Source organism: Pseudoalteromonas sp. SM9913 (assembly GCF_000184065.1).
Lineage (GTDB): Bacteria > Pseudomonadota > Gammaproteobacteria > Enterobacterales > Alteromonadaceae > Pseudoalteromonas > Pseudoalteromonas tetraodonis.
In genome coordinates this window covers 2,728,371-2,753,791 of sequence record NC_014803.1, presented here as the reverse complement: position 1 = coordinate 2,753,791, position 25,421 = coordinate 2,728,371, and the positions used below count along the sequence as shown (strand labels likewise).

The 25,421-nt window shown below is 40.6% G+C and carries 25 protein-coding genes; 14 read left to right on the top strand and 11 right to left on the bottom strand.

What is annotated here, in order from left to right:
- The first annotated feature begins 3 nt into the window (after nucleotides 1-3).
- Entirely contained in the window at nucleotides 4-1,140 is a 1,137-nt protein-coding gene (locus PSM_RS12635) for a PilT/PilU family type 4a pilus ATPase (protein ID WP_013465850.1), read from the top strand.
- 56 nt (nucleotides 1,141-1,196) lie between these two features.
- Here the strand turns inward: PSM_RS12635 and ruvX are convergent, their stop codons facing one another.
- From ruvX to PSM_RS12605, 6 genes are all read right to left on the bottom strand, one after another.
- The gene (ruvX, locus tag PSM_RS12630) at nucleotides 1,197-1,646 is read right to left on the bottom strand and encodes a Holliday junction resolvase RuvX (protein WP_013465849.1); all 450 of its coding nucleotides are present in this window, start codon (nucleotides 1,644-1,646) and stop codon (nucleotides 1,197-1,199) included.
- Nucleotides 1,647-1,663: 17 nt separating this feature from the next.
- A complete protein-coding gene (locus tag PSM_RS12625) occupies nucleotides 1,664-2,221 on the bottom strand; it encodes a YqgE/AlgH family protein (RefSeq protein WP_013465848.1) in 558 nt (185 codons plus the stop codon).
- Nucleotides 2,222-2,356: 135 nt separating this feature from the next.
- The gene (gshB, locus tag PSM_RS12620) at nucleotides 2,357-3,307 is read right to left on the bottom strand and encodes a glutathione synthase (protein ID WP_013465847.1); all 951 of its coding nucleotides are present in this window, start codon (nucleotides 3,305-3,307) and stop codon (nucleotides 2,357-2,359) included.
- A 66-nt stretch (nucleotides 3,308-3,373) separates the two neighbouring features.
- Complete coding sequence (rsmE, locus tag PSM_RS12615; protein WP_013465846.1) at nucleotides 3,374-4,108, bottom strand: 16S rRNA (uracil(1498)-N(3))-methyltransferase; 735 nt, start codon at nucleotides 4,106-4,108, stop codon at nucleotides 3,374-3,376.
- Nucleotides 4,109-4,178: 70 nt separating this feature from the next.
- Entirely contained in the window at nucleotides 4,179-4,652 is a 474-nt protein-coding gene (locus PSM_RS12610; RefSeq protein WP_013465845.1) for a hypothetical protein, read from the bottom strand.
- 77 nt (nucleotides 4,653-4,729) lie between these two features.
- Entirely contained in the window at nucleotides 4,730-5,623 is an 894-nt protein-coding gene (locus PSM_RS12605) for a DUF350 domain-containing protein (RefSeq protein ID WP_013465844.1), read from the bottom strand.
- A gap of 78 nt (nucleotides 5,624-5,701) precedes the next feature.
- On the opposite strand from PSM_RS12605, the gene glnE reads away from it, so the two are divergent.
- Complete coding sequence (gene glnE, locus PSM_RS12600; protein ID WP_013465843.1) at nucleotides 5,702-8,497, top strand: bifunctional [glutamate--ammonia ligase]-adenylyl-L-tyrosine phosphorylase/[glutamate--ammonia-ligase] adenylyltransferase; 2,796 nt, start codon at nucleotides 5,702-5,704, stop codon at nucleotides 8,495-8,497.
- 64 nt (nucleotides 8,498-8,561) lie between these two features.
- On the opposite strand, the gene PSM_RS12595 is transcribed toward glnE, so the two are convergent.
- From PSM_RS12595 to tolC, 3 genes are all read right to left on the bottom strand, one after another.
- Nucleotides 8,562-9,134 (bottom strand): toxin co-regulated pilus biosynthesis Q family protein, encoded by a 573-nt coding sequence (locus PSM_RS12595; protein WP_013465842.1) that lies wholly within the window; start codon nucleotides 9,132-9,134, stop codon nucleotides 8,562-8,564.
- Between the two features lie 37 nt (nucleotides 9,135-9,171).
- A complete protein-coding gene (gene lpxL, locus PSM_RS12590) occupies nucleotides 9,172-10,095 on the bottom strand; it encodes an LpxL/LpxP family Kdo(2)-lipid IV(A) lauroyl/palmitoleoyl acyltransferase (RefSeq protein ID WP_013465841.1) in 924 nt (307 codons plus the stop codon).
- A 104-nt stretch (nucleotides 10,096-10,199) separates the two neighbouring features.
- Nucleotides 10,200-11,558 (bottom strand): outer membrane channel protein TolC, encoded by a 1,359-nt coding sequence (gene tolC, locus PSM_RS12585; RefSeq protein ID WP_013465840.1) that lies wholly within the window; start codon nucleotides 11,556-11,558, stop codon nucleotides 10,200-10,202.
- Nucleotides 11,559-11,715: 157 nt separating this feature from the next.
- Between tolC and PSM_RS12580 the strand changes: the two genes are divergently transcribed.
- The 9 genes from PSM_RS12580 to rraB all read left to right on the top strand — a co-directional run bounded on the left by PSM_RS12580 (nucleotide 11,716) and on the right by rraB (nucleotide 20,707).
- A complete protein-coding gene (locus tag PSM_RS12580) occupies nucleotides 11,716-12,342 on the top strand; it encodes an NUDIX domain-containing protein (protein ID WP_013465839.1) in 627 nt (208 codons plus the stop codon).
- Nucleotides 12,343-12,373: 31 nt separating this feature from the next.
- Nucleotides 12,374-12,832: a DUF1249 domain-containing protein gene (locus tag PSM_RS12575; protein ID WP_013465838.1), complete on the top strand. Its 459-nt coding sequence runs from the start codon at nucleotides 12,374-12,376 to the stop codon at nucleotides 12,830-12,832.
- A complete protein-coding gene (locus PSM_RS12570) occupies nucleotides 12,819-13,604 on the top strand; it encodes a metallophosphoesterase (protein WP_013465837.1) in 786 nt (261 codons plus the stop codon). Before PSM_RS12575 ends, PSM_RS12570 begins: the two co-directional genes overlap by 14 nt.
- On the top strand, nucleotides 13,589-14,152 hold the full coding sequence (locus PSM_RS12565) for a YqiA/YcfP family alpha/beta fold hydrolase (RefSeq protein ID WP_008110593.1): 564 nt from the start codon (nucleotides 13,589-13,591) through the stop codon (nucleotides 14,150-14,152). Before PSM_RS12570 ends, PSM_RS12565 begins: the two co-directional genes overlap by 16 nt.
- 20 nt (nucleotides 14,153-14,172) lie before the next feature.
- The gene (parE, locus tag PSM_RS12560) at nucleotides 14,173-16,062 is read left to right on the top strand and encodes a DNA topoisomerase IV subunit B (protein WP_013465836.1); all 1,890 of its coding nucleotides are present in this window, start codon (nucleotides 14,173-14,175) and stop codon (nucleotides 16,060-16,062) included.
- 27 nt (nucleotides 16,063-16,089) lie between these two features.
- The gene (locus PSM_RS12555; protein ID WP_013465835.1) at nucleotides 16,090-17,184 is read left to right on the top strand and encodes a PQQ-dependent sugar dehydrogenase; all 1,095 of its coding nucleotides are present in this window, start codon (nucleotides 16,090-16,092) and stop codon (nucleotides 17,182-17,184) included.
- A gap of 10 nt (nucleotides 17,185-17,194) precedes the next feature.
- Nucleotides 17,195-19,492 (top strand): DNA topoisomerase IV subunit A, encoded by a 2,298-nt coding sequence (gene parC, locus PSM_RS12550; RefSeq protein WP_013465834.1) that lies wholly within the window; start codon nucleotides 17,195-17,197, stop codon nucleotides 19,490-19,492.
- Nucleotides 19,493-19,658: 166 nt separating this feature from the next.
- Nucleotides 19,659-20,372 (top strand): 1-acylglycerol-3-phosphate O-acyltransferase, encoded by a 714-nt coding sequence (locus PSM_RS12545; protein ID WP_029610024.1) that lies wholly within the window; start codon nucleotides 19,659-19,661, stop codon nucleotides 20,370-20,372.
- Entirely contained in the window at nucleotides 20,372-20,707 is a 336-nt protein-coding gene (gene rraB / locus PSM_RS12540) for a ribonuclease E inhibitor RraB (protein WP_008110603.1), read from the top strand. Before PSM_RS12545 ends, rraB begins: the two co-directional genes overlap by 1 nt.
- A 67-nt stretch (nucleotides 20,708-20,774) precedes the next feature.
- Here the strand turns inward: rraB and zntB are convergent, their stop codons facing one another.
- Nucleotides 20,775-21,746: a zinc transporter ZntB gene (gene zntB, locus PSM_RS12535; RefSeq protein ID WP_013465832.1), complete on the bottom strand. Its 972-nt coding sequence runs from the start codon at nucleotides 21,744-21,746 to the stop codon at nucleotides 20,775-20,777.
- A 532-nt stretch (nucleotides 21,747-22,278) separates the two neighbouring features.
- Here zntB and PSM_RS12530 point away from each other — a divergent pair.
- The 3 genes from PSM_RS12530 to PSM_RS12520 all read left to right on the top strand — a co-directional run bounded on the left by PSM_RS12530 (nucleotide 22,279) and on the right by PSM_RS12520 (nucleotide 24,718).
- Entirely contained in the window at nucleotides 22,279-22,701 is a 423-nt protein-coding gene (locus PSM_RS12530) for an ATP-dependent zinc protease family protein (RefSeq protein ID WP_008110607.1), read from the top strand.
- Between the two features lie 66 nt (nucleotides 22,702-22,767).
- On the top strand, nucleotides 22,768-23,673 hold the full coding sequence (gene rimK / locus PSM_RS12525) for a 30S ribosomal protein S6--L-glutamate ligase (RefSeq protein ID WP_008110610.1): 906 nt from the start codon (nucleotides 22,768-22,770) through the stop codon (nucleotides 23,671-23,673).
- Complete coding sequence (locus PSM_RS12520; protein ID WP_008110612.1) at nucleotides 23,660-24,718, top strand: succinylglutamate desuccinylase/aspartoacylase family protein; 1,059 nt, start codon at nucleotides 23,660-23,662, stop codon at nucleotides 24,716-24,718. The genes rimK and PSM_RS12520 overlap by 14 nt, the downstream gene beginning before the upstream one ends.
- Before the next feature lie 99 nt (nucleotides 24,719-24,817).
- On the opposite strand, the gene PSM_RS12515 is transcribed toward PSM_RS12520, so the two are convergent.
- Nucleotides 24,818-25,393 carry a mechanosensitive ion channel domain-containing protein gene (locus PSM_RS12515; protein ID WP_013465831.1) on the bottom strand — a complete coding sequence of 192 codons (576 nt, stop codon included), beginning with the start codon at nucleotides 25,391-25,393 and terminating at the stop codon, nucleotides 24,818-24,820.
- Between the last annotated feature and the right edge of the window lie 28 nt (nucleotides 25,394-25,421).

Below are 25,421 nucleotides of genomic sequence, written 5' to 3'. Positions count from 1 at the left end.
ATTATGACTTTATCTTTAAATCACTTTTTACAAATAATGATCGACAAAAAAGGCTCTGATTTATTTGTATCGAGCCAACTTCCTATTAGCGCTAAAATTAACGGCGAGCTAACTCCTCTTAATGACGATAAATTAACAGATGAGCAAGCGCTAGAGTTAGTCGAATCAGCGATGAGTGAAAAACAAAAAGCAGAGTTTCATAACACTAAAGAATGTAACTTTGCGATTGCAACTAGCGAAGGGCGCTTTCGTATTTCGGCTTTTTGGCAACGCGACAGAGCGGGCATGGTTATTCGTCGAATTGTCACTAAAATACCCGATGTTAAAGAGCTTGGATTACCCTCTGCATTGACCGATGTGATTATGTCAAAGCGCGGACTCGTGTTATTTGTAGGTGGTACGGGAACCGGTAAATCAACGTCTTTGGCGGCACTTATTGGTTATAGAAATCGCAATCAACGTGGGCATATTTTAACCATAGAAGATCCGATTGAATTTGTGCATGAACATCAAAAAAGTATTATTACCCAACGTGAAGTGGGTTTAGATACTGAAAGCTTTGAATCGGCACTTAAAAGCTCTTTGCGCCAAGCGCCTGATGTTATTTTAATTGGTGAAATTCGTTCGCAAGAAACCATGGAATATGCGTTGAGCTTTGCAGAAACGGGTCATTTATGTGTTGCCACCTTGCATGCTAACAATGCTAATCAAGCTATTGACCGCATTATGCACTTAGTACCAAAAGAAAAGCACGATAAGCTTAAATATGACTTAGCATTAAATTTACGCGCTATCATTGCTCAGCAACTTATTCCTACCTCTGATGGGGAAGGGCGTGTTGCTGCCATTGAGGTATTACTTAATACGCCAATGGTCAGTGAGCTAATTAAAAACGGTAATATTGGTGGCATTAAAGAAACCATGGCTAAATCAACAGAGATGGGCATGCAAACCTTTGACCAAGCGCTGTTTGAGCTTTACAGACAGCAACGTATTAATTATGCCGATGCGCTGCATCATGCGGATTCGCCAAATGACTTACGCTTGATGATTAAACTACGTAATAACGAGCAACAAGGCGCAGGCTTCTTACAAGGTGTGACCATTGATGGCCTTGATGACAAAGGCAATATGACTTAGTCTTAACCCACATAAAAAAAGCGCCTTAGGCGCTTTTTTTATGTGGGTTAAGTTCTTTATTCACCATAACTGGCTTCAAAAAAGCTCTCTAGAATGATCACCGCAGACATATTATCTACGTTACCTTTACCTAAATTTTTATAGCCACCACGTTCAAATAACCGTGCTTTAGCATCAGCGGTAGTTAAGCGTTCATCTTGAGTATGAACTGCAATGCCGTAATGGTTGTGCAAACGATTAGCAAATTTTTTAGCTTTAAAGGTAACCTCTTGTGAGGTGCCATCCATGTTTAGCGGTAACCCGACAACCATTAAATCGGGTTGCCATTCTTTTACTTGCACAGCAATGTCATCCCAATTAGGGATGCCATCTTGGGCTTTCACCGCCTTTAAGCTGGTCGCACTGCCAGTGAGCTCTTGACCAATAGCAATACCAATACTCTTGGTACCAAAGTCAAATCCCATAACGGTGCGCTCACCCTGCGGCTTTACTGTTTTTTTAGTCATGTATATCTTTTATGTTATTAAGCATGTCCGGCTTCGGGGCTTAATTGGCCAATATCAAAACCAAGCATAGAGACTGCCATTTCCCAGCGTTTTTCTACTGGAGTATCAAAAATTATTTTAGGATCGGCTTTAATGATCAGCCAGCTATTGTCTAATAGCTCTTGCTCTAATTGGCCTTGTTCCCAACCGGAGTAGCCTAAAGTAATAATAAATTGCTCGGGTGCTTGGGCTGTGGTTAACGTGGCTAACACATCTTTTGAGGTTGTGATCATAATATCACTGCTCAACTTTTGGCTTGCCGAGTACCCAGGTTTAGGTGAATGTAGCACAAAGCCACGGTCTGTTTTTACCGGCCCGCCAGCAAACACAGTCACTTGCGCGGCATGTTGAGATTTATCGTTATCAATATCAATTTTGTCGAGTAACTCACCTACGGTGACATCAATCGGCTGATTGATCACCAATCCCATAGCGCCTTCTTCGTTGTGTTCACAAATATAAGTGACGGCACGTTTAAAAAAAGGGTCTTGCATTGATGGCATTGCGATTAAAAAGTGATTTTCTAATGACTGCATAAGTTTTACCCTTTTAGTTATTGAATCTTGAGTATGGCATAGTCCCATGTTTTAACACTAAAAATTTATTCGAGTTTTCAGCGATGACACGATAAGCGTCATCGCTTTATATCTTTGAACTGATTCAGTGATAATTTATTTATTAAGCTTTTTCTCTATGGCGTCAAATAAAATGCCGGTAATTGAAATATCGTAAGCGGCTTCAATTTCTTTTACGCAGGTTGGCGCTGTTACGTTAATCTCAGTTAACTTATCACCAATAATATCTAAACCTACAAATATTAAGCCTTTTTCTTTCAAAGTAGGGGCGACCGCCTTTGCAATTTTAAGATCTGATTCGCTAATTGGGCGGGCTTCACCACGACCGCCTGCGGCTAAATTACCGCGTGTTTCGCCATTTTGTGGAATACGCGCTAAGCAATAAGGAATCACTTCACCATCAACAACCAATACGCGCTTATCGCCTTGAGTGATCTCTGGGATATAATTTTGCGCCATGGCAAAGCGGCTACCATGCTCGGTTAAGGTTTCGCATATTACGCCTATATTAGCATCATCGGCTTTTACTCTAAAAATAGAGGCGCCACCCATGCCATCAAGCGGTTTTAAAATAATATCTTTATGCTGGGCTAAAAACTCACGGATTTGTTTTTGGCTGCGTGTTACTAATGTATCTGGCGTGTGTTCACTAAACCAAGCTGTAAAGAGTTTTTCATTGGCGTCGCGCAAGCTTTGTGGTTTATTAATCACTAATGTGCCTGCTTGTTCTGCACGCTCTAAAATATACGTTGCGTAAATATATTCAGTATCAAAAGGCGGATCTTTACGCATTAAAATAACGTCTAAATCAGCCAGCGCTATGGTTTCTTTTTCTTCAAGTTGGTACCACTTTTGAGCGTTATCAAAAACTTGAGCTTTGGCTGCAGTGGCGTAGGCATTGCCTTGACGCAGCGATAAATCATCCATTTCCATGTAGTAAATTTCGTAGCCACGGGTTTGTGCTTGCATCATCATTGCAAAACCGGTGTCTTTTTTAATATTAAATCCACTAATAGGATCTGAAATAATACCTAACTTAATTGCCATGCGCTGTGCCTTAATTTATGTGTTTTTTACAACTGTAATCTTGATATGTGGGTGCTTTTAGTTATTTCAATTAGCTAAATCGCCAAATTGTAATTGCAGTGCACTTAAAACGGTTAACGCTGCTGTTTCTGTGCGAAGTACTCGCGGACCTAAGCGAATATCTACAAATTCTTGTTGTTTAGTTTGCGCCATTTCATCATCGGTAAATCCCCCTTCAGGGCCCACTAAAAATCGCACGCCACCATCAGGAACAGTAATGGTTTTAATGCTGTGCTCGGCGCGCGGGTGTAAGGTTAATTTAATTGCATCGGTTTGCTGTTCAAGCCAGTGTTTTAAATCTACGGGAGGATTAATGATTGGTACAAAGTTACGCCCAGACTGCTCTGCAGCAGCAATGGCTATTTTTTGCCATTGCTGGTGTTTTTTTTCTAGGCGGTCGCCACTGAGTTTTACGCCGCATCGCTGGCTAAAAATAGGTGTTATTTCAGTGATCCCTAATTCAACCGACTTTTGAATGGTAAAATCCATTTTATCACCACGGGATACACACTGGCCTAAATGAATCTTTAATGGCGATTCAACGTCATGAGGATTAAATTCAAGGGGCATAACAACAACGGTTTTTTTGCTCACTTCAATAATTTCACTGAGAAATTCACCCCCTTCACCATTAAACATAGAAACCTGCTCGCCCACTTTCATTCGTAGCACACGACCTACATGGCCTGCAGCGTCATCGTCAAGATTTAAAGGGGTGTTGAGAGCAATCGGTGATGATTGATAAATATGGGGCACTCGCATGGCAAATCACTTTTTTACATAGAAGTTATATCTCTCTATGGTAAGTAAGCAAAGGCTTGGGTGCAATTATTTATTTTTCATATTCGGGGGTTAAAAGCTCTGTTAACTCTTGTGCAGTTTGAGCTATGTCGGTATCACACGATAAATGGTTTGAATGGCATTCATCTTTTATGGGCTTAATTTCATACCCTTGATCTGTTTGAATAACCATATAGCGTTTTTCATGCAGTGAATTATAAATAAAGCGCTGTGTATCATCGGCGAGCAAGTAATCTGTTTGGTTAAACAGTACCCCCTGAATATTGTGGTGTTCGTGTAGGTAGCTGGCCAGCTCAGAAATGCTTATTTCGTTTTCAATATCGCAATAGCAATAATCTTTAACGAGTTCATCAAACATCATTTTAACCAGCTTTTGGGTATTAGCTCCGGCAATAACGATGTCTTTTTTAGCTGGATCATTTGAGTTTATATAGTGTTTAATAAATGAATGGCTAAACTCGTTGTCTATATCAATTAAGAGATAACTCGCTGTTTTTATTTCCATATGCCTAAAGTCCCTGTTAATTTACCAGACTATTAAATAGGGACGTTTAGTAACGGCTTAATTTAACCAGTTTGGTACTAAATTGAAAACATACTTATAAGTAAGTAACCAATAGCACAAAATACAGCAAATTCAATACACGCAATACCAATATTATCTTGATGATCGACTTCAAGTGCGGTGTCGATATTAGGCATTGAAATAATTTTTATAATATACGTTAAACAGTATAGTAACAGCCACATCACACCGCAATGCATTACCAAGGTAAATAAGTTTTCTACCATTTTACCATTTTGAAAGGCCGCACTAGATAAACCAGCATACGCCGCAAGTGCTAATCCAATTGACTTACCCGCATAGCGAATACCAATAGAGGTATTTTCTAAGCCAAAATTACTTTGCAATGAGGCGCCTTGATTTGCTTTAGCAAAGCGGTATTCACGTATTTTACTGTCCAAAGCAAACATTCCTTGCAACACAAAAAAGCTTACTGAGGCAATTAATAAATTACTAAACCCCTGAGTATGTGTCCATGTATATAAACCCAGCGCTAAAATACAATTAGCAATAAGCATCCCCGAGTCAACCAGCGCAGCACAGACGTTTTGCTTTAGTATTGCGGCTTCTTCATTAAAGCGGCGTAATATCCATTTACGATGGATTAAATGCCCCATTTTAATAAATGAAAAGAGCAGCACAATTAACAAAATCACTTTTAATGGGTTTGATTGTGCGGTGCTAATACTAATTTCATCAAATAAAAACGCCATGGTGGCTATAACAACAGATATTTCAGAGGCAAAACTAATCCCCATTGCAAAGTTATCATGTTGCGCCAATTCTTCTTTAAGTGCTTGTTTTGCTTTTATTTGAGTAACAATTCTTAAACTGATGATGATGACACAAATAACCACAAAACTAATAGCAATCGCAACTAAACTAGTGTTAGATAATGACAAATATGACATGGTGTTCCTAAATAGATTTACCTTGATAGGTTTTTAACCATTCTAGTATGGTTATTGGTGAGATAAAAGAGGGTATTGATGAGTAACGACACGCAGCTTCCTATTGAATTACAAAAACTCGGTGAAACACGCTTTGCCGCGCTGTACCCAGAGCAACAAAACCAGCAGCAGATAATACGGCTATTGGCGTTAAGTGATTTTGCTTGGCGCAGCTTAAGCTCTCAACCTGCGCTACTGTCTTGGTTACTGTGTGAACACGAAATTAAAAATAGAGAAATTTTAGACCCTTTTACACAGCTAGATATAACTAAAATAGAAGAGAGTGAGTGCCATAAGTTACTGCGCCAATACCGAGAAAAATACTGGTTAAAGGTGGCTTTTTTAGATTTATGCTGCAAAAACCCGATTGAAAATAGTATTAAATATATTAGTGAACTTGCTAATAAACTGATCGACAGTGCTAATCAATGGGCTTATAAAAATGTTGCTAAAACCAATGGTGAGCCATTGGATGAGCACAACAACCCGTTACCGTTAATGGTATTAGGAATGGGTAAACTAGGTGGACAAGAACTCAATTATTCATCTGATATCGATCTTATTTTTGCATATCCTCGCAATGTTAAAACCCAAGGTGGGCGTCGCTCGCTTGAAGCATCTGTCTTTTATACTAAAGTTGCCCAAAAGCTAATTACAGCACTTAATCAATGTACGGTCGATGGCCAAGTTTTTCGCGTAGATATGCGTTTGCGACCATTTGGGGAAAGTGGTCCGTTGGTAATGAGCTTTAATGCCATTGAAGATTACTACCAAGAGCAAGGGCGTGATTGGGAGCGCTACGCGATGTTAAAAGGGCGCTTAATTGGCACGCCTAACATTTATTGGCAGGAGTTTAATACGTTATTAAAGCCTTTTGTGTATCGCCGTTATATTGATTTTTCGGTTATTGAGTCGCTAAGAAAAATGAAGCTTATGATTGCCCAAGAGGTGCGTCGTAAGCGCTTAACCAATAATATTAAGTTAGGTGGTGGTGGCATTCGCGAAGTGGAGTTTATTGTTCAGGCTTTGCAAATGGTGCGAGGTGGCAGAGAGGCAAACTTACAAACCCAATCTTTATTAATTGCATTAAAAGAGTTAACACTAAGCCAAGTTATTGATGAGCTTGAAGCTAAAGATTTAAAAAGCAATTACTTATACTTACGCAAAGTAGAGCAATACCTACAAATATTTGATGATCAACAAACACAAACACTGCCCGATGATGAGCTAAATCAACAGCGACTCAATGTGTTGCTCGCTCAGGCAGATTTTGCTGCAACGCTTGTGAAAATAGAACATGTGATGAGCCAAATACATAACGAATTTACACAGGTTATAGGCGAAGAAACTGAACCACTTGATACCTGTGAAGGGGCGTTTATTAGTGCTTGGGATCACGGCGATGTTAGCTTTTTAAATGAGCCCAGAGATGAGTGGCAAACACCATTATACGACTTTAAACAACGACTTTCTAAAGCTAAAGTAGGCAATCGTGGGCGCGATATTCTTGATAAATTAATGCCGGCATTACTTAAACAGTTAAACGACTTTAATGCCAGTGCTAGCGCCTTTGCAACGGTATGCCAAATATTAAATAAAATTATTTCGCGCACCGCTTATCTAGAGTTGCTGTATGAAAATCCAGGAACGCTAAAACAATTGGTTTTACTTTGTTGTCACAGTAAATGGATTGGCGAGCATATTTCATTATACCCCATTTTGCTCGATGAACTTATCGACCCAGCTGTGCTTTACAAGCCAACCCCATTAACTGCGTATAAAGATGAAATAAGACAGTATTTTTTACGCATTGAACATGACGATTTAGAGCAGCAAATGGAAGCGCTGCGCCAGTTTAAGCAAACCCATCAATTACGCATTGCCGCAGCTGATGCGACGGGCGTTATTGATGTAATGAAAGTAAGCGATCACTTAACAGCATTGGCTGAAGCTATAGTCGATCAGGCTGTAAATATTGCGTGGTACCACTGCGTAAAACGCTTTGGTATGCCACCTAACACCGATGATGAAAACAAGGGGTTTGCGGTTATTGCGTATGGTAAAACTGGCGGTTTTGAGGTGGGTTATGACTCGGATCTCGATTTAGTCTTTGTGCATAACCATGATGGTACAAGCTACACCAATGGTGATAAAGCGATTGACTCAAGGCAGTTTTATTTAAAACTCGCACAACGATTAATGCATTTATTTAATACCCGTACCGCCTCAGGTATTTTATATGAGTTAGATACTCGTCTGCGTCCAGAAGGTGCATCAGGACTATTAGCTATTAACCTAGAAAGCTTTAATCATTATCAGCAAACGCAAGCATGGACATGGGAGCATCAAGCGCTGGTTAGAGCGAGGCTGATTTTAGGTCAAGCTGAATTAGTAACACGGTTTGCACAAATTCGCGCCGAGATATTGTGCCAACAACGTGATGAAGATACTTTAAAAGCAGACGTGATTAAAATGCGCGAAAAAATGCGTGGCCATTTGGCTAAAGGCAATGCGCAGCAATTTGACTTAAAACAAGATGTGGGTGCCATGACCGATATTGAGTTTATAACGCAATACTTGGTATTAAAACATGCCCATGAGTTTACCCACTTATGCGATAATTCTGACAATGTGAGAATTTTAACTGATGCGGCTAAAATTGGCTGTATCAGCGATATTCAAAAACAGCAGCTTATTCAAGCGTATATAGACTATCGCTCACGCTATCATGTGTTGAGCTTAGACCAGCAAGGTCGCTGCGTTAAACGAGAAGAGTTTAGTGAAAATATCAATAATGTTAGCACGGTTTGGAAGGCAATATTTGGGCTAGATTGAGCAATTTAATGTTATGCGCTCAGCAATATTTGAGCGCATATCAACAAAATTAAACCGAATGTAGTTAATTGCTTAGCTTTAAACAGTTTGAGCGTACAAATTCAGACGGTAGCTCGGTAATCACCGCTGCACGTTGTTTAGGGCAGAAAAACGCATACACTTCATTTGAAAAGTCATCATTAATAGAGCGGCTAACGCGGTATAAAGCGGAGTTAAAACTGCTATCTATACGAAAGTGATCTTTTATTACGTAATCTTTGTTTAAGTACCACATTAAAGTAATACCTTCGTTATTAGCATATTGGGTCAGTACAGTACGCAAGGTTGAGTCACGTTGAAAGCGGCGCGGGCCTACTTCTCCACTCCAATTTAAAGGCATAGGCTCTACTACAAAAGAGCGTTGGTTTAGCGCTCTGTCGAGGCTAAGATCGGGTTTTTCGAGTTCAATGACAAATTTGTCATTGTCTTTATTGACAGTAATTCTATCTCGAATTGATGCATAAAACCGCGATAACCCTTCAGCAGCAGCGTTGGTGGTTTGTTGATAATTAAGTGACGACGTACCATTTAGTAAAAAGTAAATGGCTGCACCAATTAACAATAAAGCTAAAAGTATATATCTAATCCAAAACCACATGGCTGTCACTCATCTTTGTTATTTTAATAACCCACCTTTAATAAAAAGAGGGGGCGTCTTTATCGGGTCGTGTTTTAAAACGTCTATGCAACCACATATATTGTTCAGGGGCGGCATTTATTGATTGTTCCATGCGCTGATTAACACGTGTTACATCGGCTTTATTATCGCCGCTCGGGAAGTTTTCAAGCTCAGGCACGATTTCTAAGTGATACTTTCCGTTGTTATCCCTATAAGCAATTAAGCTCATTGTTTCGCAGTTTTTACTACCTGCAAACATTAGTGTTCCGGTGGTTGTTGCTGTATCAGGTACTGCATAAAAAGGCACAAACTCACAGCGGTTACGGCCATAATCCTGATCGGGTAAGTAATAACACAGCTTTTTATTTTTTAATGATTTTAATAATCCTTTTACGTCTTTTTTTCCAACCATGTATTCATTAGAGCGAAGACGCCCATTGGTAGTAAAGTATTCCATAAGCGGATTATTATGTGGGCGGTAAAAGCCAATACCTTGGCACTTCAAACCCATTACACGACTTGTCATTTCAAGGTGAAGTATATGTGGAACAAGTAATAAAACGCCTTTTCCTGATTGTTGTACGCGCTCAAAGTGCTCAAGCCCTTTTATTGATCCCAATACTTTTTTGACCCGCCATTGTGGCCACCACCAAGCCATACCGGTTTCAACCATAGCAATACCGGTATTTTCCATATTTTTAAGTACCAGCTGTTGTTGCTCGGCTTCGCTCATCGTGGGGAAACAGTGTTTAATATTAACTTCAGCAATATGCCTTCTGCGCTTCATATATTTATGAACCAAGCGTCCTAGCTGCTTACCCATAGCTAATTGTATTTTTTGTGGTAACCATGAAATGAGATATAAAAATAAGACACCAATCCAAGTTAGCCAATAACGAGGACCTAAAAAAGAGGCTTTAAAAGGGGATGAGTTGACCACAAAAATTTCTCTAAAAATAAAAGGCTAGTTTAACGCTATGCGCTCAAAAATACAAAAAGCCAGCAAAAAGCTGGCTTTAGTGGTTATATAATGAAATATAGTGTTTAGTTAACCGTGTTTAAACCTTGGTTTATACCCACTAAGTCTTCGCGGCTTAATGTGCCTGTTGCTTGTTTTAGACGAAGCGTTGACACAACATAGCGATAACGCACATCAGCAAGATTACGCTTTGCGTTGTATAAGTTTTGCGTACTGACGAGCACATCAACAATGGTACGTGTACCCACTTCAAAACCCGCTTCAGTGGCTTTTAATGCGCTTTGTGCTGAAATAACCGCTTGTTCAAGCGCTTTATAGGTCGCAATATCAGATACCACTTGGTTATAAGAAGTAATAACAGAGCGAGTTACTGCGCGATAATCCGTTTCAAAATCTTGGCTCGCAGCAACGTAAAATGCACGTGCTTGATCTGTTGCAGCAACCGTTGCGCCACCAGAGTAAAGTGGTACGCTAAAGTTAAGTCCAACAGATGTTGAATCTGAACGAGGCTGGTCGTCAAAACTAGCGCCATTTAACTCGCTATCTGTTAATGAGTCGCCGTAACTAGCATTTAAAGTTAGTTTTGGATAATGCCCTGCTTTAGCAAGTTCAATTTGCTCTTTAGCGATATCAACCGTTATTTTTGATACTTGCAGATTTAAGTTTTTGTCTTTCGCTATTTTAACTAAATCAGTTGCAGGTGTACTTGGCTTAACAGTAGAAAACGTTTCGGTGTTTAACATATCTAGCTTTGCATGGTATTTACCGGTGATCTCACGTAGTTGCTCACGGGCTGTTTCTACCGCATTATTAGCAATGATTTCTTGCGCTACTGAGTTATCAAATTGTGCTTGTGCTTCATGTACATCGGTAATAGCCGTTAAACCTACAGCGTAACGTTGTTTAGTTTGTTCAAGTTGGCGCTCAATGGCACGTTTTTCAGCTTGTACAAATTCAAGGTTATCAATAGCGCTTAATACGTTAAAATAGCCTTCAGCCACACGTACTATTAAATCTTGTTTAGCAAAATCGTACTGGCCACTAGCTTGCAGTGCTTGTTTGTCAGCAATGCCGAGTGAATTCCACGCGCCCAAATCAAATAGCGTTTGGCTTAAGCTAATACCACGTCTGAATTGGTCCGTTTCACTTTCGACTTTAACTTGGTTTGATAAATCGCCTACGCTTTGAAAAGAGGTCGAGTCACTTTTTTCATAACTCATGCTTAAACCAATTTGCGGTAATAGTGCGCTCATAGCGCGATCGCTTTGGTATGATTGTGCATCAGCTTGGGCTTTTGCTTTTAAAACGGTAGGATCGTTGGCTGTTGCGATTTCAAAAACTTGAAGTAAATCTTCTGCATTGGCTACGGTTGAGCCCAATGCGCATGATAAACTAACCAGTGCAGCAAGGATGTTCTTTTTCATGTGATGTTCGGTCCTTAGACAATTTTTGTACTAGTAGCATGTTAACCTGTTTTAACTAATAACTAAAAAAAAATTAGTAAAACAGCGTTCTCAAGTGTAACAGAATATATACCTAAATGACGTTGATGTATTTGCACCCTCAAAAAGGAAAGAATAGATGGCGAATAAAAGTCGTATTAAATTTACCCATGACGATGTGAGATTAAAACCAATTGAAAATTTGTATGATGGTTTTTTTAAAATAAACCTTTATCAATTTAAGCATGCCTTATTTGCGGGTGGAGAGTCTGAGGTTATTCGTCGAGAAATTCTTGAACGCGGAGATGCGGTCGCAGTTTTACCTTATGACCCAGTAACTGAGCAAGTGCTGCTAATTGAACAAATTCGAATTGGCGCAATTAAAAGCAAACACACGCCTTGGCTGTTAGAATGTATAGCGGGCATGACCGATGGCAGTGAAGATTACGAGTCGGTTGTTAAAAAAGAAGCGTTTGAAGAAGCGGGACTTAATTTAACAGAACTTGAGTTTATGTTGTCTTACCTTTCCAGCCCCGGCGGTACTACAGAGCGTTTATATTTATATTTAGCTCACGCCGACTTAAGCCAAATTAATACCGGTATATATGGCTTAGACACCGAAGGTGAAGATATTAAAACGCATATTATGGATTTAGATGAAGCATTTGAGCGACTCAATCGTGGCGAGATAGATAATGCGGCTACGGTAATTTGCTTGCAATGGTTAGCACTAAATCGCGACAGAATACGTAAGAAGTGGGCATAGTTTTTAATTTTTTAATAGTAATGGCGGTATTTTGACAGCACTTTTAACGACTAATCGATACATTCAAAGCCTTCCAAAGTATTTAACACTTTGTGAGCATAATTACGTACGCCTTTTAAAATTACTACCTAGTGAACGAGCGATTGGCAGTGTTAGAGAAATCAAACTGGGCCACAGTGAATTTGCCATCAACATAGATGACAATGCCAAGTACACCCTTGATGTATCTATTAAACAGTTATCAGGAATGGTAAGTGGTATTTCGCCTTTGTATTTAACTGTGCGCTTATATAATGATGCTAAAGTAGCCGAAATTGTCCATCATGATTACCACCAACGAATCAAACCTTCCTATGGCTACCCTAATCCTAAGATGCATCAAAAAGATGAAAAGTATCAGTTGAATGCTTTTTTATATGATTGGTTGGTTGCCTGTGTAGAGCGAGGTCAATCAACACTTAATTGGGATGTAAATAATGGCTTGGTTTGATGATACGTATTATTTTGAGCAAGCCCAGCTTCGTATAGCCCATATAACGGATTGTCACCTTTTTAGCGATAAGCAGGGCGAGTATTTTGGGGTTAACACCGCAGAACATTTTACTAGGGCACTTACAGATATAGCAAAACAGCAGCCTGATGCCTTGATATTTGGTGGCGATTTAACCCAAGATCACAGCTTTAATTCCTATTTATTATTTGCTGAACTGATTCATAATAGTGACCTTGATTGCCCCGTATTTTGGGTTCCCGGCAATCATGATGAAATTGATCAGCTCAATTTAATTAGTGGCGGGCAAATACAACGCGCTAAACATATTGTGGCGCAAGGGTTTGAACTGATATTAATTAATTCTAAAGGAAATACCCCTGCTGGGTGGGTGACGCCCTCGCATTTAGAGGAAATTATGGCGTGTTTAGTCGATTCAGATAATCGTCATATTGCATTTTGTCATCACAACCCACTGCCTATTAATGGCTACCTAGACAAACACATGCTAGAAAATGGGCCGCAGCTATTAAATTTATTAGTTAATAATGGCCGCGTTGATGCGCTGTTTCATGGGCATGTTCACAATGACTACCAACAGCAATTTAGAGAGCTTGATATTTACGCGACACCGGCCAGTTCCGTGCAGTTTACAAAGCACAGTGCTACTTGGCAGCAAGAAGATAAAGGGGCGGCTTATCGTATGCTGCACTTAAATGCTGAGCAACAAAAGGTGCATATACGCACGGACGTGGTATGGTTAAACGAGTAATCTATATTCACGGTTTTAATAGCTCTGAAAAATCATATAAAGCTGTGCGCTTTGGTGAGCTTATGGCACACTATGATGTTGATTATTGTGTGCCGCGCTTAAATCATGAACCTATAGAGGCGATTATAGCGCTTGAACAACTATTAACACCGAATACCGTATTATTGGGCAGCTCGTTAGGTGGTTTTTTTGCCACGTATTTATCGCAGCGTTATCAAATTCCTGCGGTGGTAATTAATCCTGCCGTTGCCCCATATACATTATTAGAGCCTATACTTGGGCCTAATTATAATCCGTATCAAGATTATAATTACCAATTACAATCTCGTCATATAGATGCGTTAAAAGCATTAACGGTGACAGAGTTAAAACACCCTGAACTGTTGTATTTATTACAGCAAACAGGGGATGAAGTGTTAAATTTTCAGCACGCAATAAAGTATTACTCACAATGTAAACAGTTAATTGAATTTGGCGGCGATCATAGCTTTAATGGCTTTGAGCGAGCTTTTTCAAGCATTGTCGATTTTCTTAAAATCAGATATTAGCGTATATAAAGATAAAAACTATGACTCAACAAAATTATAACGCCGAAGCCATTGAAGTACTTAATGGATTAGAGCCGGTAAAACGCCGCCCAGGCATGTATACAGACACATCGCGCCCCAATCATTTAGGCCAAGAGGTTATTGATAACAGTGTTGATGAAGCAATGGCCGGGCATGCGACGCGTATTGATGTCATTTTGCATGAAGATAACTCACTTGAAGTGAGCGATGATGGTCGGGGTATGCCGATAGATATTCACCCTGAAGAAGGTATTCCTGGGGTTGAACTAATATTCACCAAATTACACGCAGGTGGTAAATTTTCAAATAAAAATTACCAGTTCTCTGGTGGTTTGCATGGGGTAGGTATCTCGGTCGTTAATGCGCTATCTACCCGTGTGGAAGTAACGGTTCGCCGTGACGCACAGCAATTTAGAATGGCTTTTGAGCATGGCGATAAAGTTGAAGATTTAAATGTTATTGGCTCAGTGGGTAAACGCAATACCGGTACTACCGTGCGCTTTTGGCCAGATACCAGCTATTTTGATTCTGCTAACTTTTCACTGACTAAGCTTAACCATTTATTAAAAGCCAAAGCGGTACTATGCCCAGGTTTGCGTATTAAGTTTGTAAATAAACAAACGAAAGAAACCCAAGAGTGGTTTTATGAAACCGGCTTAAAAGATTATTTAGTAGAAGCAGTTAAAGGCTATGAAATACTGCCTAAAGACCCATTTGTAGGTGAGTTTTCAAGTTCTATTGAAGGCGCTGATTGGGCCGTTGTATGGATGCCTGAAGGCGGTGAGTCAACAGCCGAAAGTTATGTAAACTTAATTCCTACCGCACAAGGTGGCACCCACGTAAATGGCCTGCGCCAAGGGCTTTTAGAGGCGATGCGTGAATTTTGTGAATTTAGAAACTTATTACCACGTGGTGTAAAGCTCACCCCAGATGATATTTGGGAACGTTGTAGTTATGTATTGTCGGTAAAAATGCAAGACCCACAATTTGCAGGGCAAACCAAAGAAAAACTCTCATCACGTTCATGTGCTGCGTTTGTATCGGGTGTCGTAAAAGATGCCTTTAGCTTATGGCTAAATGAGCACACTGACACCGCAGAGTTACTTTCTGAATTGTGTATTTCAAATGCACAGCGTCGCTTACGCGCGGCTAAAAAAGTAGTTCGTAAACGTGTTACTTCAGGCCCTGCATTACCAGGCAAATTGACCGATTGTAGTGCTGCTGATAATGACCGCACGGAATTGTTTTTAGTAGAGGGTGATTCAGCGGGTGGCTCAGCTAAACAAGCGCGAGATCGTGAGTTCCAAGCAATCATGCCACTAAGAGGTAAAATTTTAAATACTTGGGAAGTAGAATCAGGGCAAATTTTGGCCTCTCAAGAAGTGCATGATATTTCAGTGGCATTGGGTATTGACCCCGATTCAAGTGATTTATCAGGGCTGCGTTACAATAAAATATGTATATTAGCGGATGCTGACTCGGATGGACTGCACATTGCCACTTTATTGTGTGCCTTATTTGTGCGCCACTTCCCACAATTGGTAAAAACTGGGCATGTGTATGTTGCTATGCCACCGCTGTTTAGAATTGATATTGGTAAAGATGTTTATTACGCGCTTGATGAAGATGAAAAAACGGGCATTTTAGCGCGTATAGAAGCAGAGAAAAAACGCGGTAAGGTAAACGTGCAACGCTTTAAAGGCTTGGGTGAAATGAACCCGCTACAATTGCGTGAAACAACCATGGATCCAAATACCCGTCGTTTAGTGCAGCTAACACTTGATGAAGAAGAACAAACAATGGAAATGATGGATATGTTACTTGCTAAAAAGCGTTCATCAGATCGCCGCCAATGGCTTGAAGATCACGGTAACAAAGCACAAGTTTAATAAGCCTTTGGGCTACAGGAGAGGCAAATGAAAAGACTATTTAGCACACTGTTGTTAGTCGGCTTTATGTCATCGCCAGTGATGGCGAAAAATATTCTCGACAAGCTGACGGCTGCCCCAGGGTTTGAAATAAGCTTATTTGCTGATGATGTTGAAAATGCTCGGCAAATTGCAGTATCAAGCCGAGGTATAGTGTATGCAGGTTCGCGTAATGCGGGTAATGTGTATGCATTGATTGATCATAACAGCGACGGCGTTGCAGATAAAAAAATAGTGATTGCAGAGGGACTGAATATGCCCTCGGGTTTAGCGATTAAAGACGGTGACTTATATGTCGGTGAAGTGCACCGTATTATTCGTTTTAAAAATATCGATAAACACCTCAAAAACCCTGAGTATGAAGTGTTTTATAGCGATTTACCGTCAGAGCGCCACCATGGCTGGAAATTTTTACGCTTTGCGCCAAACGGCGAGCTGATTATTCCGGTGGGTGTTCCCTGTAATATTTGCGAAGAAGATCCTCGGTTTGGTCGTATTTTTTCGTTAAACACCGACACCAAAGAAATAACCACTTTAGCCAAAGGTGTGCGCAATACTGTAGGCTTTGACTTTCACCCTAGCACGCAAATGCTATGGTTTAGCGATAATGGCCGCGACATGATGGGGGATGATATTCCACCCGATGAGCTAAACCGCATCACTAAAGAAGAAGAACATTTTGGTTTTCCATACGTGCATGGCGGCGTTATTGTTGATCCGGAGTTTGGTGAAGGCAAAAGCATTGCTGACTACACTCAACCTGCATTGGCATTAGGTGCGCATGTTGCGCCATTAGGTATTCATTTTTACACCGGCAAGCAGTTCCCTGATAGCTATAAACAACAGTTATTTGTAGCTGAGCACGGTTCATGGAACCGCTCTAAAAAGGTCGGTTATAAAGTGGCAGTGGCAACTATAGAAAATGCCAAGGTAACAAAGTATACGCCACTGATCACCGGCTTTATGCAAGACGAAACGACATTTGGACGCCCTGTTGCATTTGCACAATTAAATGATGGCAGTCTATTGGTAAGCGATGATTACGCAAACGTAATTTACCGCGTAAGCTATAAGAAAAACTAGGTAAGCTTTAATGAGTGATACAGATACCTTGCTAATGCAAGGAATTGAACAACAAACAATGGGGCGTTTTACTGAAGACGCCTATTTAAATTATTCAATGTACGTGATCATGGATCGTGCCTTACCGCACGTTGGTGACGGCCTAAAACCAGTGCAACGTCGTATTATTTATGCGATGAGTGAGTTGGGATTATCGGCAAATGCAAAATATAAAAAATCAGCCCGTACCGTGGGTGACGTATTAGGTAAATACCATCCTCATGGTGATAGTGCCTGTTATGAAGCCATGGTACTAATGGCGCAGCCGTTCTCTTATCGCTACCCCTTGGTTGATGGTCAAGGTAACTGGGGTGCAGCTGATGATCCTAAGTCATTTGCGGCAATGCGTTACACTGAAGCGCGTTTATCTAAATTCTCTGAGGTATTACTCAAAGAATTAGGCCAAGGGACCGTTGATTGGACGCCAAACTTCGATGGCACAATGGATGAGCCTTTAGTGTTGCCATCGCGCTTACCGCATATATTACTTAATGGGGTAACTGGTATTGCTGTGGGTATGGCAACCGATATACCACCGCATAATGTGCGTGAAGTGGCCAGTGCCTGTTGTTTATTACTTGATAAGCCAAAAACAGAGCTCGAAGAGTTACTGGATTTAGTGCATGCGCCAGATTACCCAACCGATGCTGAAATAATTACGCCTAAAGCTGATATTCACAAAATTTATAAAACCGGCCGTGGCTCAATTAAAATGCGTGCAGTGTATTGTGAAGAGCAGGGCGATATCGTCATTACCGCTTTGCCGCACCAATGTTCGGGTGCAAAAGTACTTGAGCAAATTGCAGCGCAAATGAACGCTAAAAAGTTACCAATGGTGGCTGACTTACGTGATGAGTCTGATCACGAAAATCCAACCCGTATTGTGATTGTGCCGCGTTCAAACCGAATTAAAGCTGAGCCATTAATGGCGCACTTATTTGCAACAACTGATCTTGAAAAAAATTACCGCGTAAACTTAAACATGCTGGGCTTAGATGGCCGTCCACAGGTTAAAGACTTACGTAGTATTTTAACTGAATGGTTAACCTTTAGACGTGAAACAGTGCGTCGTCGTTTGCAATACCGACTCGATAAAGTACTCGCAAGATTACATATTTTAGAGGGCTTGCTTGCTGCCTTTTTAAATATTGACGAAGTTATAGAAATTATCCGCTCTGAAGATAAGCCTAAACCATTATTAATGGAACGCTTTGAGTTAACTGATATTCAAGCGGAAGCCATTTTAGAATTAAAACTTCGCCATTTAGCAAAGCTTGAAGAGTTTAAAATTCGTGGTGAGCAAGACGAATTAGCCAAAGAGCGTGACAAATTAGAGCAAACATTAGGCTCAGACCGTCGCATGTCGACGTTGCTTAAAAAAGAAATTCAAGAAGCCGCAGAAATGTATGGCGACGATCGTCGCTCACCTGTTATTGAGCGTGTGGAAGCCAAAGCTCTGAGCGAAAAAGATTTAATCCCTTCAGAGTCTGTGACTGTTGTTTTATCTGATAAAGGCTGGGCACGTGTTGGTAAGGGTCATGACTTAGATGTAGAAGGGTTAAATTACCGTGCCGGTGATGGCTATAGAGCATCAGCGCGAGGTAAAAGTAATCAACCTGCGGTATTTTTAGATTCAGCAGGGCGTGCATTTGCGACCGATGCCCATAGCCTTCCTTCTGCAAGAAGCCAAGGCGAGCCTATGACAGGGCGCTTTAACTTAACCTCAGGCGCAAGCTTTGAGCACGTAGTTATGGGTGAAGACGCTCAAGTATTGCTAATGGCTTCTGATGCCGGTTATGGCTTTATTACTGACTTTAAAGATTTAGTCAGTAAAAACAAAAACGGTAAAGCCTTAGTGAGTGTGCCAAAAGGTGGTGTGTTACTTTCGCCAATTCGCGTTAATGACGTTGCCAGTGATTACTGTATGGCAATTTCTAACGAGGGGCGAATGTTGTTATTCCCACTGCGTGATTTACCTAAGCTAGGTAAAGGCAAGGGCAATAAGATTATTTCTATTCCGGGCGCTAAAGTACAAGCGCGCGAAGAGTTTGTAAAAGTATTAGCTGTTGTGCCGCAAGGCAGCAGTGTTACGCTGCATGCAGGTAAGCGTAAATTGACGCTCAAACCAAGCGACCTTGAGCATTACCATGGCGAGCGAGGCCGCAGAGGGAACAAGTTACCTCGTGGTTTACAGCGCGTTGATGAAGCCGTGGTAGAGTTAACACCTCAGCAAGTGGATGAGCCAAATTCAGATACTGAGCAAAGTTAAAACACTCGGAAAATTAGACTAAACTAGATAACGGCTTACTTAGGTAAGCCGTTTTTTTATGACTGTTTTATTTCAGCGAACGCTTGTGCGCTATTTTCTCGTCTGCGCAACAAAATAACGTTATAATAAAACAATACATGATTGTGGTTATATTGGAGAGGCGCACTTGCTAGCTGTTATACGTATTTTAATAATGCTGTTGTTTATATTATTAAGTTGTTTTTTTGGTTTGTTGTTATCAATATTTAGACCATTTCATCCTAATAATGTGCACGTTATTGCAAGTTGGTTTGGCTCAATGGCTAAAATGCTTGGGGTTAAATTAGAACTAAAATACCATCCCGATGCGCTTAAGGTGGGGCCTGCTGTGTATGTAGCGAATCATCAAAATAGCTACGATTTATTTACTATTCCAGCCATGGTACCAAAAAATTGTGTGAGCGTTGGCAAAAAAAGTCTTAAATGGATCCCATTTTTTGGGCAGCTTTATTGGTTGTCGGGTAATATTTTAATCGACCGTTCAAATCGTTCAAAAGCTGCTGGCACAATCTCAAAAGCAGCGGCTAAAATAAAACAAAAAGGCTTATCGGTGTGGATGTTCCCTGAGGGGACGCGTAGTTATGGTCGTGGTTTACTCCCTTTTAAAACCGGTGCATTTCATACCGCAATGAGTGCAGAGGTGCCTGTTGTGCCAGTATGTATGAACACAACCGATAAAACCATTAAACTAAATCGCTGGGATAATGGTACAATTTACATTGAAATGTTAGCCCCCATAGCACTTGATAACAGTATCAGTGCCCGTGAACATGCTAAAAGTGTGCACAGTATTATGGCTGCTAAAATAACAGAATTAGATGCTCAAGTGAGAGAGAAATAATGGAAAACTGGCGTGAAATAAGTGAAGACATCGTAACTTCACTACTTGAAGATGGTTCTGATCCAGAAATTCTTTATGAAGTAGAACACCACTTTGTATGTGAAGATTTTACTAAGTTAGAACAAGCGGCATTGGCTGCGTTTAAACTAGGTTACGATGTAGAAGAGCCAGCAGAACTTGAGCTTGAAGACGGTGAAAAAATTTGGAGTTTTGACATTGTTGTTGAAGCCGAATTAGATGTCGACGTTATAATGGAAGACGTTGATAAACTCGCGCAACTTGCTGTTGAATGCGATGTTGAATACGACGGTTGGGGCACTTACTTTCAAGAGTAAGGATTACCAATGCAAAAGGCGAACAATATGTTCGCCTTTTTTGTGCCTTGTTGGATCTGTATTGTAATTACAGCCACTTTTTATTTTTAAAGTAAATACCAATCCCACCAGTTAAAACAATTAAAAACACCACAAATGCAGTGAATGCATAGGGGCTTTCTGTTCCAGGTATACCGCCGACATTGACCCCCAATAATCCCGTTAAAAAGCCCAGCGGTAAAAATAAAGCAGCTACCACCGACATTACATACATCCGCTGATTTAATTGCTCAGAGACCTGATTTGTAATGGTTTGTTGGATAACAAGTGCGCGCTCTATTGAACTATCGAGCTCTTCTAAATAGCGAATAAGTAAATTGGTGGTTTCATTTAGCTTGGCTTTATCATCGTCAAAAAGCCATGGGTAATGATTATTAACCATGCTACTGAGTGCTTCTTTTTGTGGTTTTAAGTAACGTTTTAGCGCGATGGTTTGACGGCGAAGTTGCGACAAGCCTTGGTTATCAAACTTTTTACTGGGCTCATCAATTTCCTCTTCAAAATCATCTAAGCTTTCATCTAGCTCATCAATTACTGTTTGCATACGTGAAGTGAGCTTGTGCGCTAATGTACACACCAATTCAGAAATACTGCATGGCCCCTCATTATTATTCAACGAGGCTAGAATATCTTGCACTGATAATAATCGGCGCTTACGCGTGGTGATCACCACATCGTTATTTATAAATAACCGAATAGATACCATGTCTTCAGGGCTTTGTGCTGGGTTTAAGTTGATCCCGCGTAAAAATAACATATGGCCATTAGTTGTTGGCGTTATTCGTGGACGCGTTTCATCAGCAGTGAGTGATTCCAGTTCATAGTCGTTTAACAGCCCGCAGTTTTTTAACCAATCCACCGCATCTGTTTGGCTGTAGTCCATATGCACCCACAGTTTTCCATCAGTAGGTTGCCATTGGTGTAATTGCTTGCTGTTTTCTATGGGGCGTGCACCGCCTTTTTCATCAAGAATAAGCGCATGAAGTAAGCCATTAATCATAATAATTTCTCATCGATAGTATATTTTTAATACAGTTAACTGTAATGTATTTAGGATCTGTTTATCTTTCAAGGTTAAATTTTCAGCAGTCTATTTGGTATTTAGGCAAGGCAGAGTGTGGTTATTCCCCATACATAGACGATAACACAGCATCAATGCCAAATAGGCGCTGCCCGAAGGGTTCTGCCTAGGGGCAGTTAACTCTTTGTTGCTCGATTTTTACTTAGCCCACTAGGTTACAAACCTCGCGCCGCGATTAAATTGCCCCTAGTTTGAACAAATATTAATTCGTAAAGGTCAACAGACCCTAGTTAAATAAATAAAATTTAGCTTTACTTTGTATATGTTAAACTGAGTTTAGCAACAAAAACTTATGTTTTAGCTTATGGTTAAATGCATACGTAAGAGCTGCATTGTTAAACGAGTTAACTTAAAAGGTCAATCAAATCGGCTTATCGAGTAGATTAATTTATTTTGTTGGTGTTTTATTTGCTGTAGCGTATAAAACACTTTTTTTACTAAGGGCACATTTATGACGACAAAAATAACAGTTGGTTGGCGTGAGTGGTTGAGTTTACCCGAGCTGGGCATCGAGCAAATTAAAGCAAAAATAGATACCGGTGCGCGTACTTCCTGTATTCATGCAATTAATATTGAAGAATATGAAGTGGAAGGCGAAAAATGGGTTAAATTTATAGCCCAACCATTGCAAGAAGACGAGCAAACGCAAATTACCTGCAATGCCAAAGTTAAAAAAATGAAGTACGTTACCAGCTCTAGTGGCCAAAAAGAATTGCGTTACTTTATTGAAACTACATTACATGCTGGCGAATTTAGTTGGCCAATAGAAATTACATTAACAAGTCGTGCGTCAATGAAGTTTAGAATGTTATTAGGACGCACAGCTATGGAAAATCGTATAGTCGTTGATCCGGCTTTATCACATTTATTATAAGAATTCCTTGAGTAGAAAACATACTTATATGTGCTTGCTCAACATAATTTAGTTAAGGTTTTAACTATGAAAATTGGTATTTTATCTCGCAACAAAAATTTATATTCAACGCGTCGTTTAATTGAAGCGGCTGAGCAACGTGGTCATGAAGTAAAAGTGATTAACGCGCTACGTTGTTATATGAATATAAACTCAGATCAACCTGAAATCCATTACCGCGGCGAAAACCTAAAAGATTTTGATGCCATTGTTCCGCGTATTGGCGCATCAGTTACTTTTTATGGCTGTTCTGTATTACGCCAGTTTGAAATGATGGGTGTTTATCCGGTTAATGAATCTGTGGCTATTTCTCGTTCGCGCGATAAATTACGTTCTCTACAATTATTATCACGCAAAGGCGTAGGCATGCCAGTAACAGGCTTTGCTAGCAAGCCAGATGACGTAAAAGACTTACTCGAAATGGTAGGTGGCGCACCGGTCGTTATTAAGCTACTTGAGGGCACTCAAGGTATTGGTGTGGTACTTGCTGAAACACGTAAAGCGGCTGAAAGTGTTATTGAAGCGTTTATGGGTTTAAAAGCCAATATCATGGTACAAGAATATATTAAAGAAGCGGGTGGTGCGGATATTCGTTGTTTTGTACTCGGAGATAAAGTGATTGCTGCAATGAAACGCCAAGCACAGGAAGGCGAGTTCCGCTCAAACCTTCACCGTGGTGGTAGCGCTACACTGGTGCGTATTACGCCAGAAGAGCGTAAAACAGCGGTTGCAGCGGCAAAAGCAATGGGCTTAAACGTTGCTGGCGTTGACTTACTTCGCTCATCTCGTGGTCCTTTGGTTATGGAAGTAAATTCATCGCCAGGCCTTGAAGGGATTGAAGTGGCAACAGGTAAAGATATTGCGGGCATGGTGATTGATTTCATCGAGAAAAATGCTGCAAGTAAAGGAACGGCAACTCGTGGCAAAGGTTAAAATTAACCGACCTTTCACCCTATTAGGTGAAAGTATTGGTGTAGGTGAACGTAAAACACTCGCGCTAGAAGCTGCAAAGCTTTACACCCATTCACCGCTTAATATTCCTATTGAAGTGGTTAACGGTGTAATGGAAGGCCCTGTATTGATGGTGTGTGCGGCTATACACGGCGACGAACTAAATGGGGTTGAGGTTGTGCGCCAGTTACTGGCTAAAATCGACCCTAATCAGCTTCGTGGTACATTAATTGCGGTCCCGATTGTGAATGTATTTGGTTTTATTCATAAATCGCGTTATCTGCCCGATCGCCGCGATATGAACCGGAGTTTTCCGGGGTCTGAGCGTGGTTCATTAGCAGGTCGCATGGCGTATATGTTTTTTAACCAAGTAGCTGTGCATTGTACGCATATTATTGATTTGCATACGGGGGCGATTCACCGTACTAACTTACCGCAAATTCGTGCTAATTTAGCCGATGAAGCAACAGCGCAAATGGCTAAAGCCTTTGGTACGCCTGCGGTTATAGATGCGTCATTACGTAATGGCTCGCTGCGTAGTGAAGCCGCTAATTTAGGTATACCTGTTATTACTTATGAGGCGGGTGAAGCACTACGCTTTGACCCTATTGCGATTGCTGCAGGCGTGCAAGGGGTTGATTATGTTATGCGACATTTAAAAATGATACGCGGTAAACGTCCTAAAAAACTGCCTGATCCTGTGATTGCAAGCTCCACTAGTTGGGTGCGTGCAGAAGTAGACGGCATAGTAAGAGCGCAAGTATCGTTAGGTGAGCGAGTAATGAAAGGCCAAGTGCTTGCTTATATTAGCAGTCCGCTTGGCGATTCAGAACTTGAACTCCTTGCTCCTCGAAGCGGTATTATTATTGGCCAGCAAACTATGCCACTGGTAAATGAAGGCGATGCCGTATTCCATATTGCTTATTTTGCGCATGCAAATAGTTTGGTAGAGCAGCAGTTAGAAACGTTTATTGATGAGATAAATGATTTAGATGATGAGCTGAAAACGGCTGAACTAAATAATTAATACCAATTTGCTCAATTAAGTGAATTGGTATGACTCTATCTGTAGATATAAAAAAACCGCCTTAGTTTTAAGCTAACGCGGTTTTTTAATAGGTGTTGTTTAGCTACGCGGTTTAGGGCCAATAATGCGTTTAATTTTAGGCGCTTTTGTTGGTTTAGGCTCCGTATTAAGCACTAACACCGGGCGGGTAACAAATAAGTTATTAGGGTAAATCACTCTGTGGCCATCAACGTGTTCGAGTAAGACATTCATCAGCCCCATTTCGATAATACGCCCTTCAATGGCGTTAGCTCCATCCACAATTCTCACCCAATAACCTACACGGCAGTCATTTTGAATAAACATCAGTAAAAACGCGGTTAAGTTACTCAGCAATGACCACGCCGCAAAGAGTGCAACGCCTAGCATGGCAAATAAAGAAGAGCCTAATACCAGTAAACCACGCAGTTCTATTCCCCAAAAAACTAATACTAAACACAGCATCACAAAGGCGAGTATTATTTTTAGTAGTAGCTCTGCACGGTACTTTCGGTGTAAATCGATTTTACCTCTGATAGCTTTTTCGAGTAATTTTTTAGTTACTTTTAATAGTAGCGGAAAGCTCAAAAGGGCAATCACGGTCACGATAAGTTTATATTGTGTGCCCAAAAGCTCTAAAAGGGTGATTAATTCCAAAATGTATTCTCACAATAATGATAGGCGC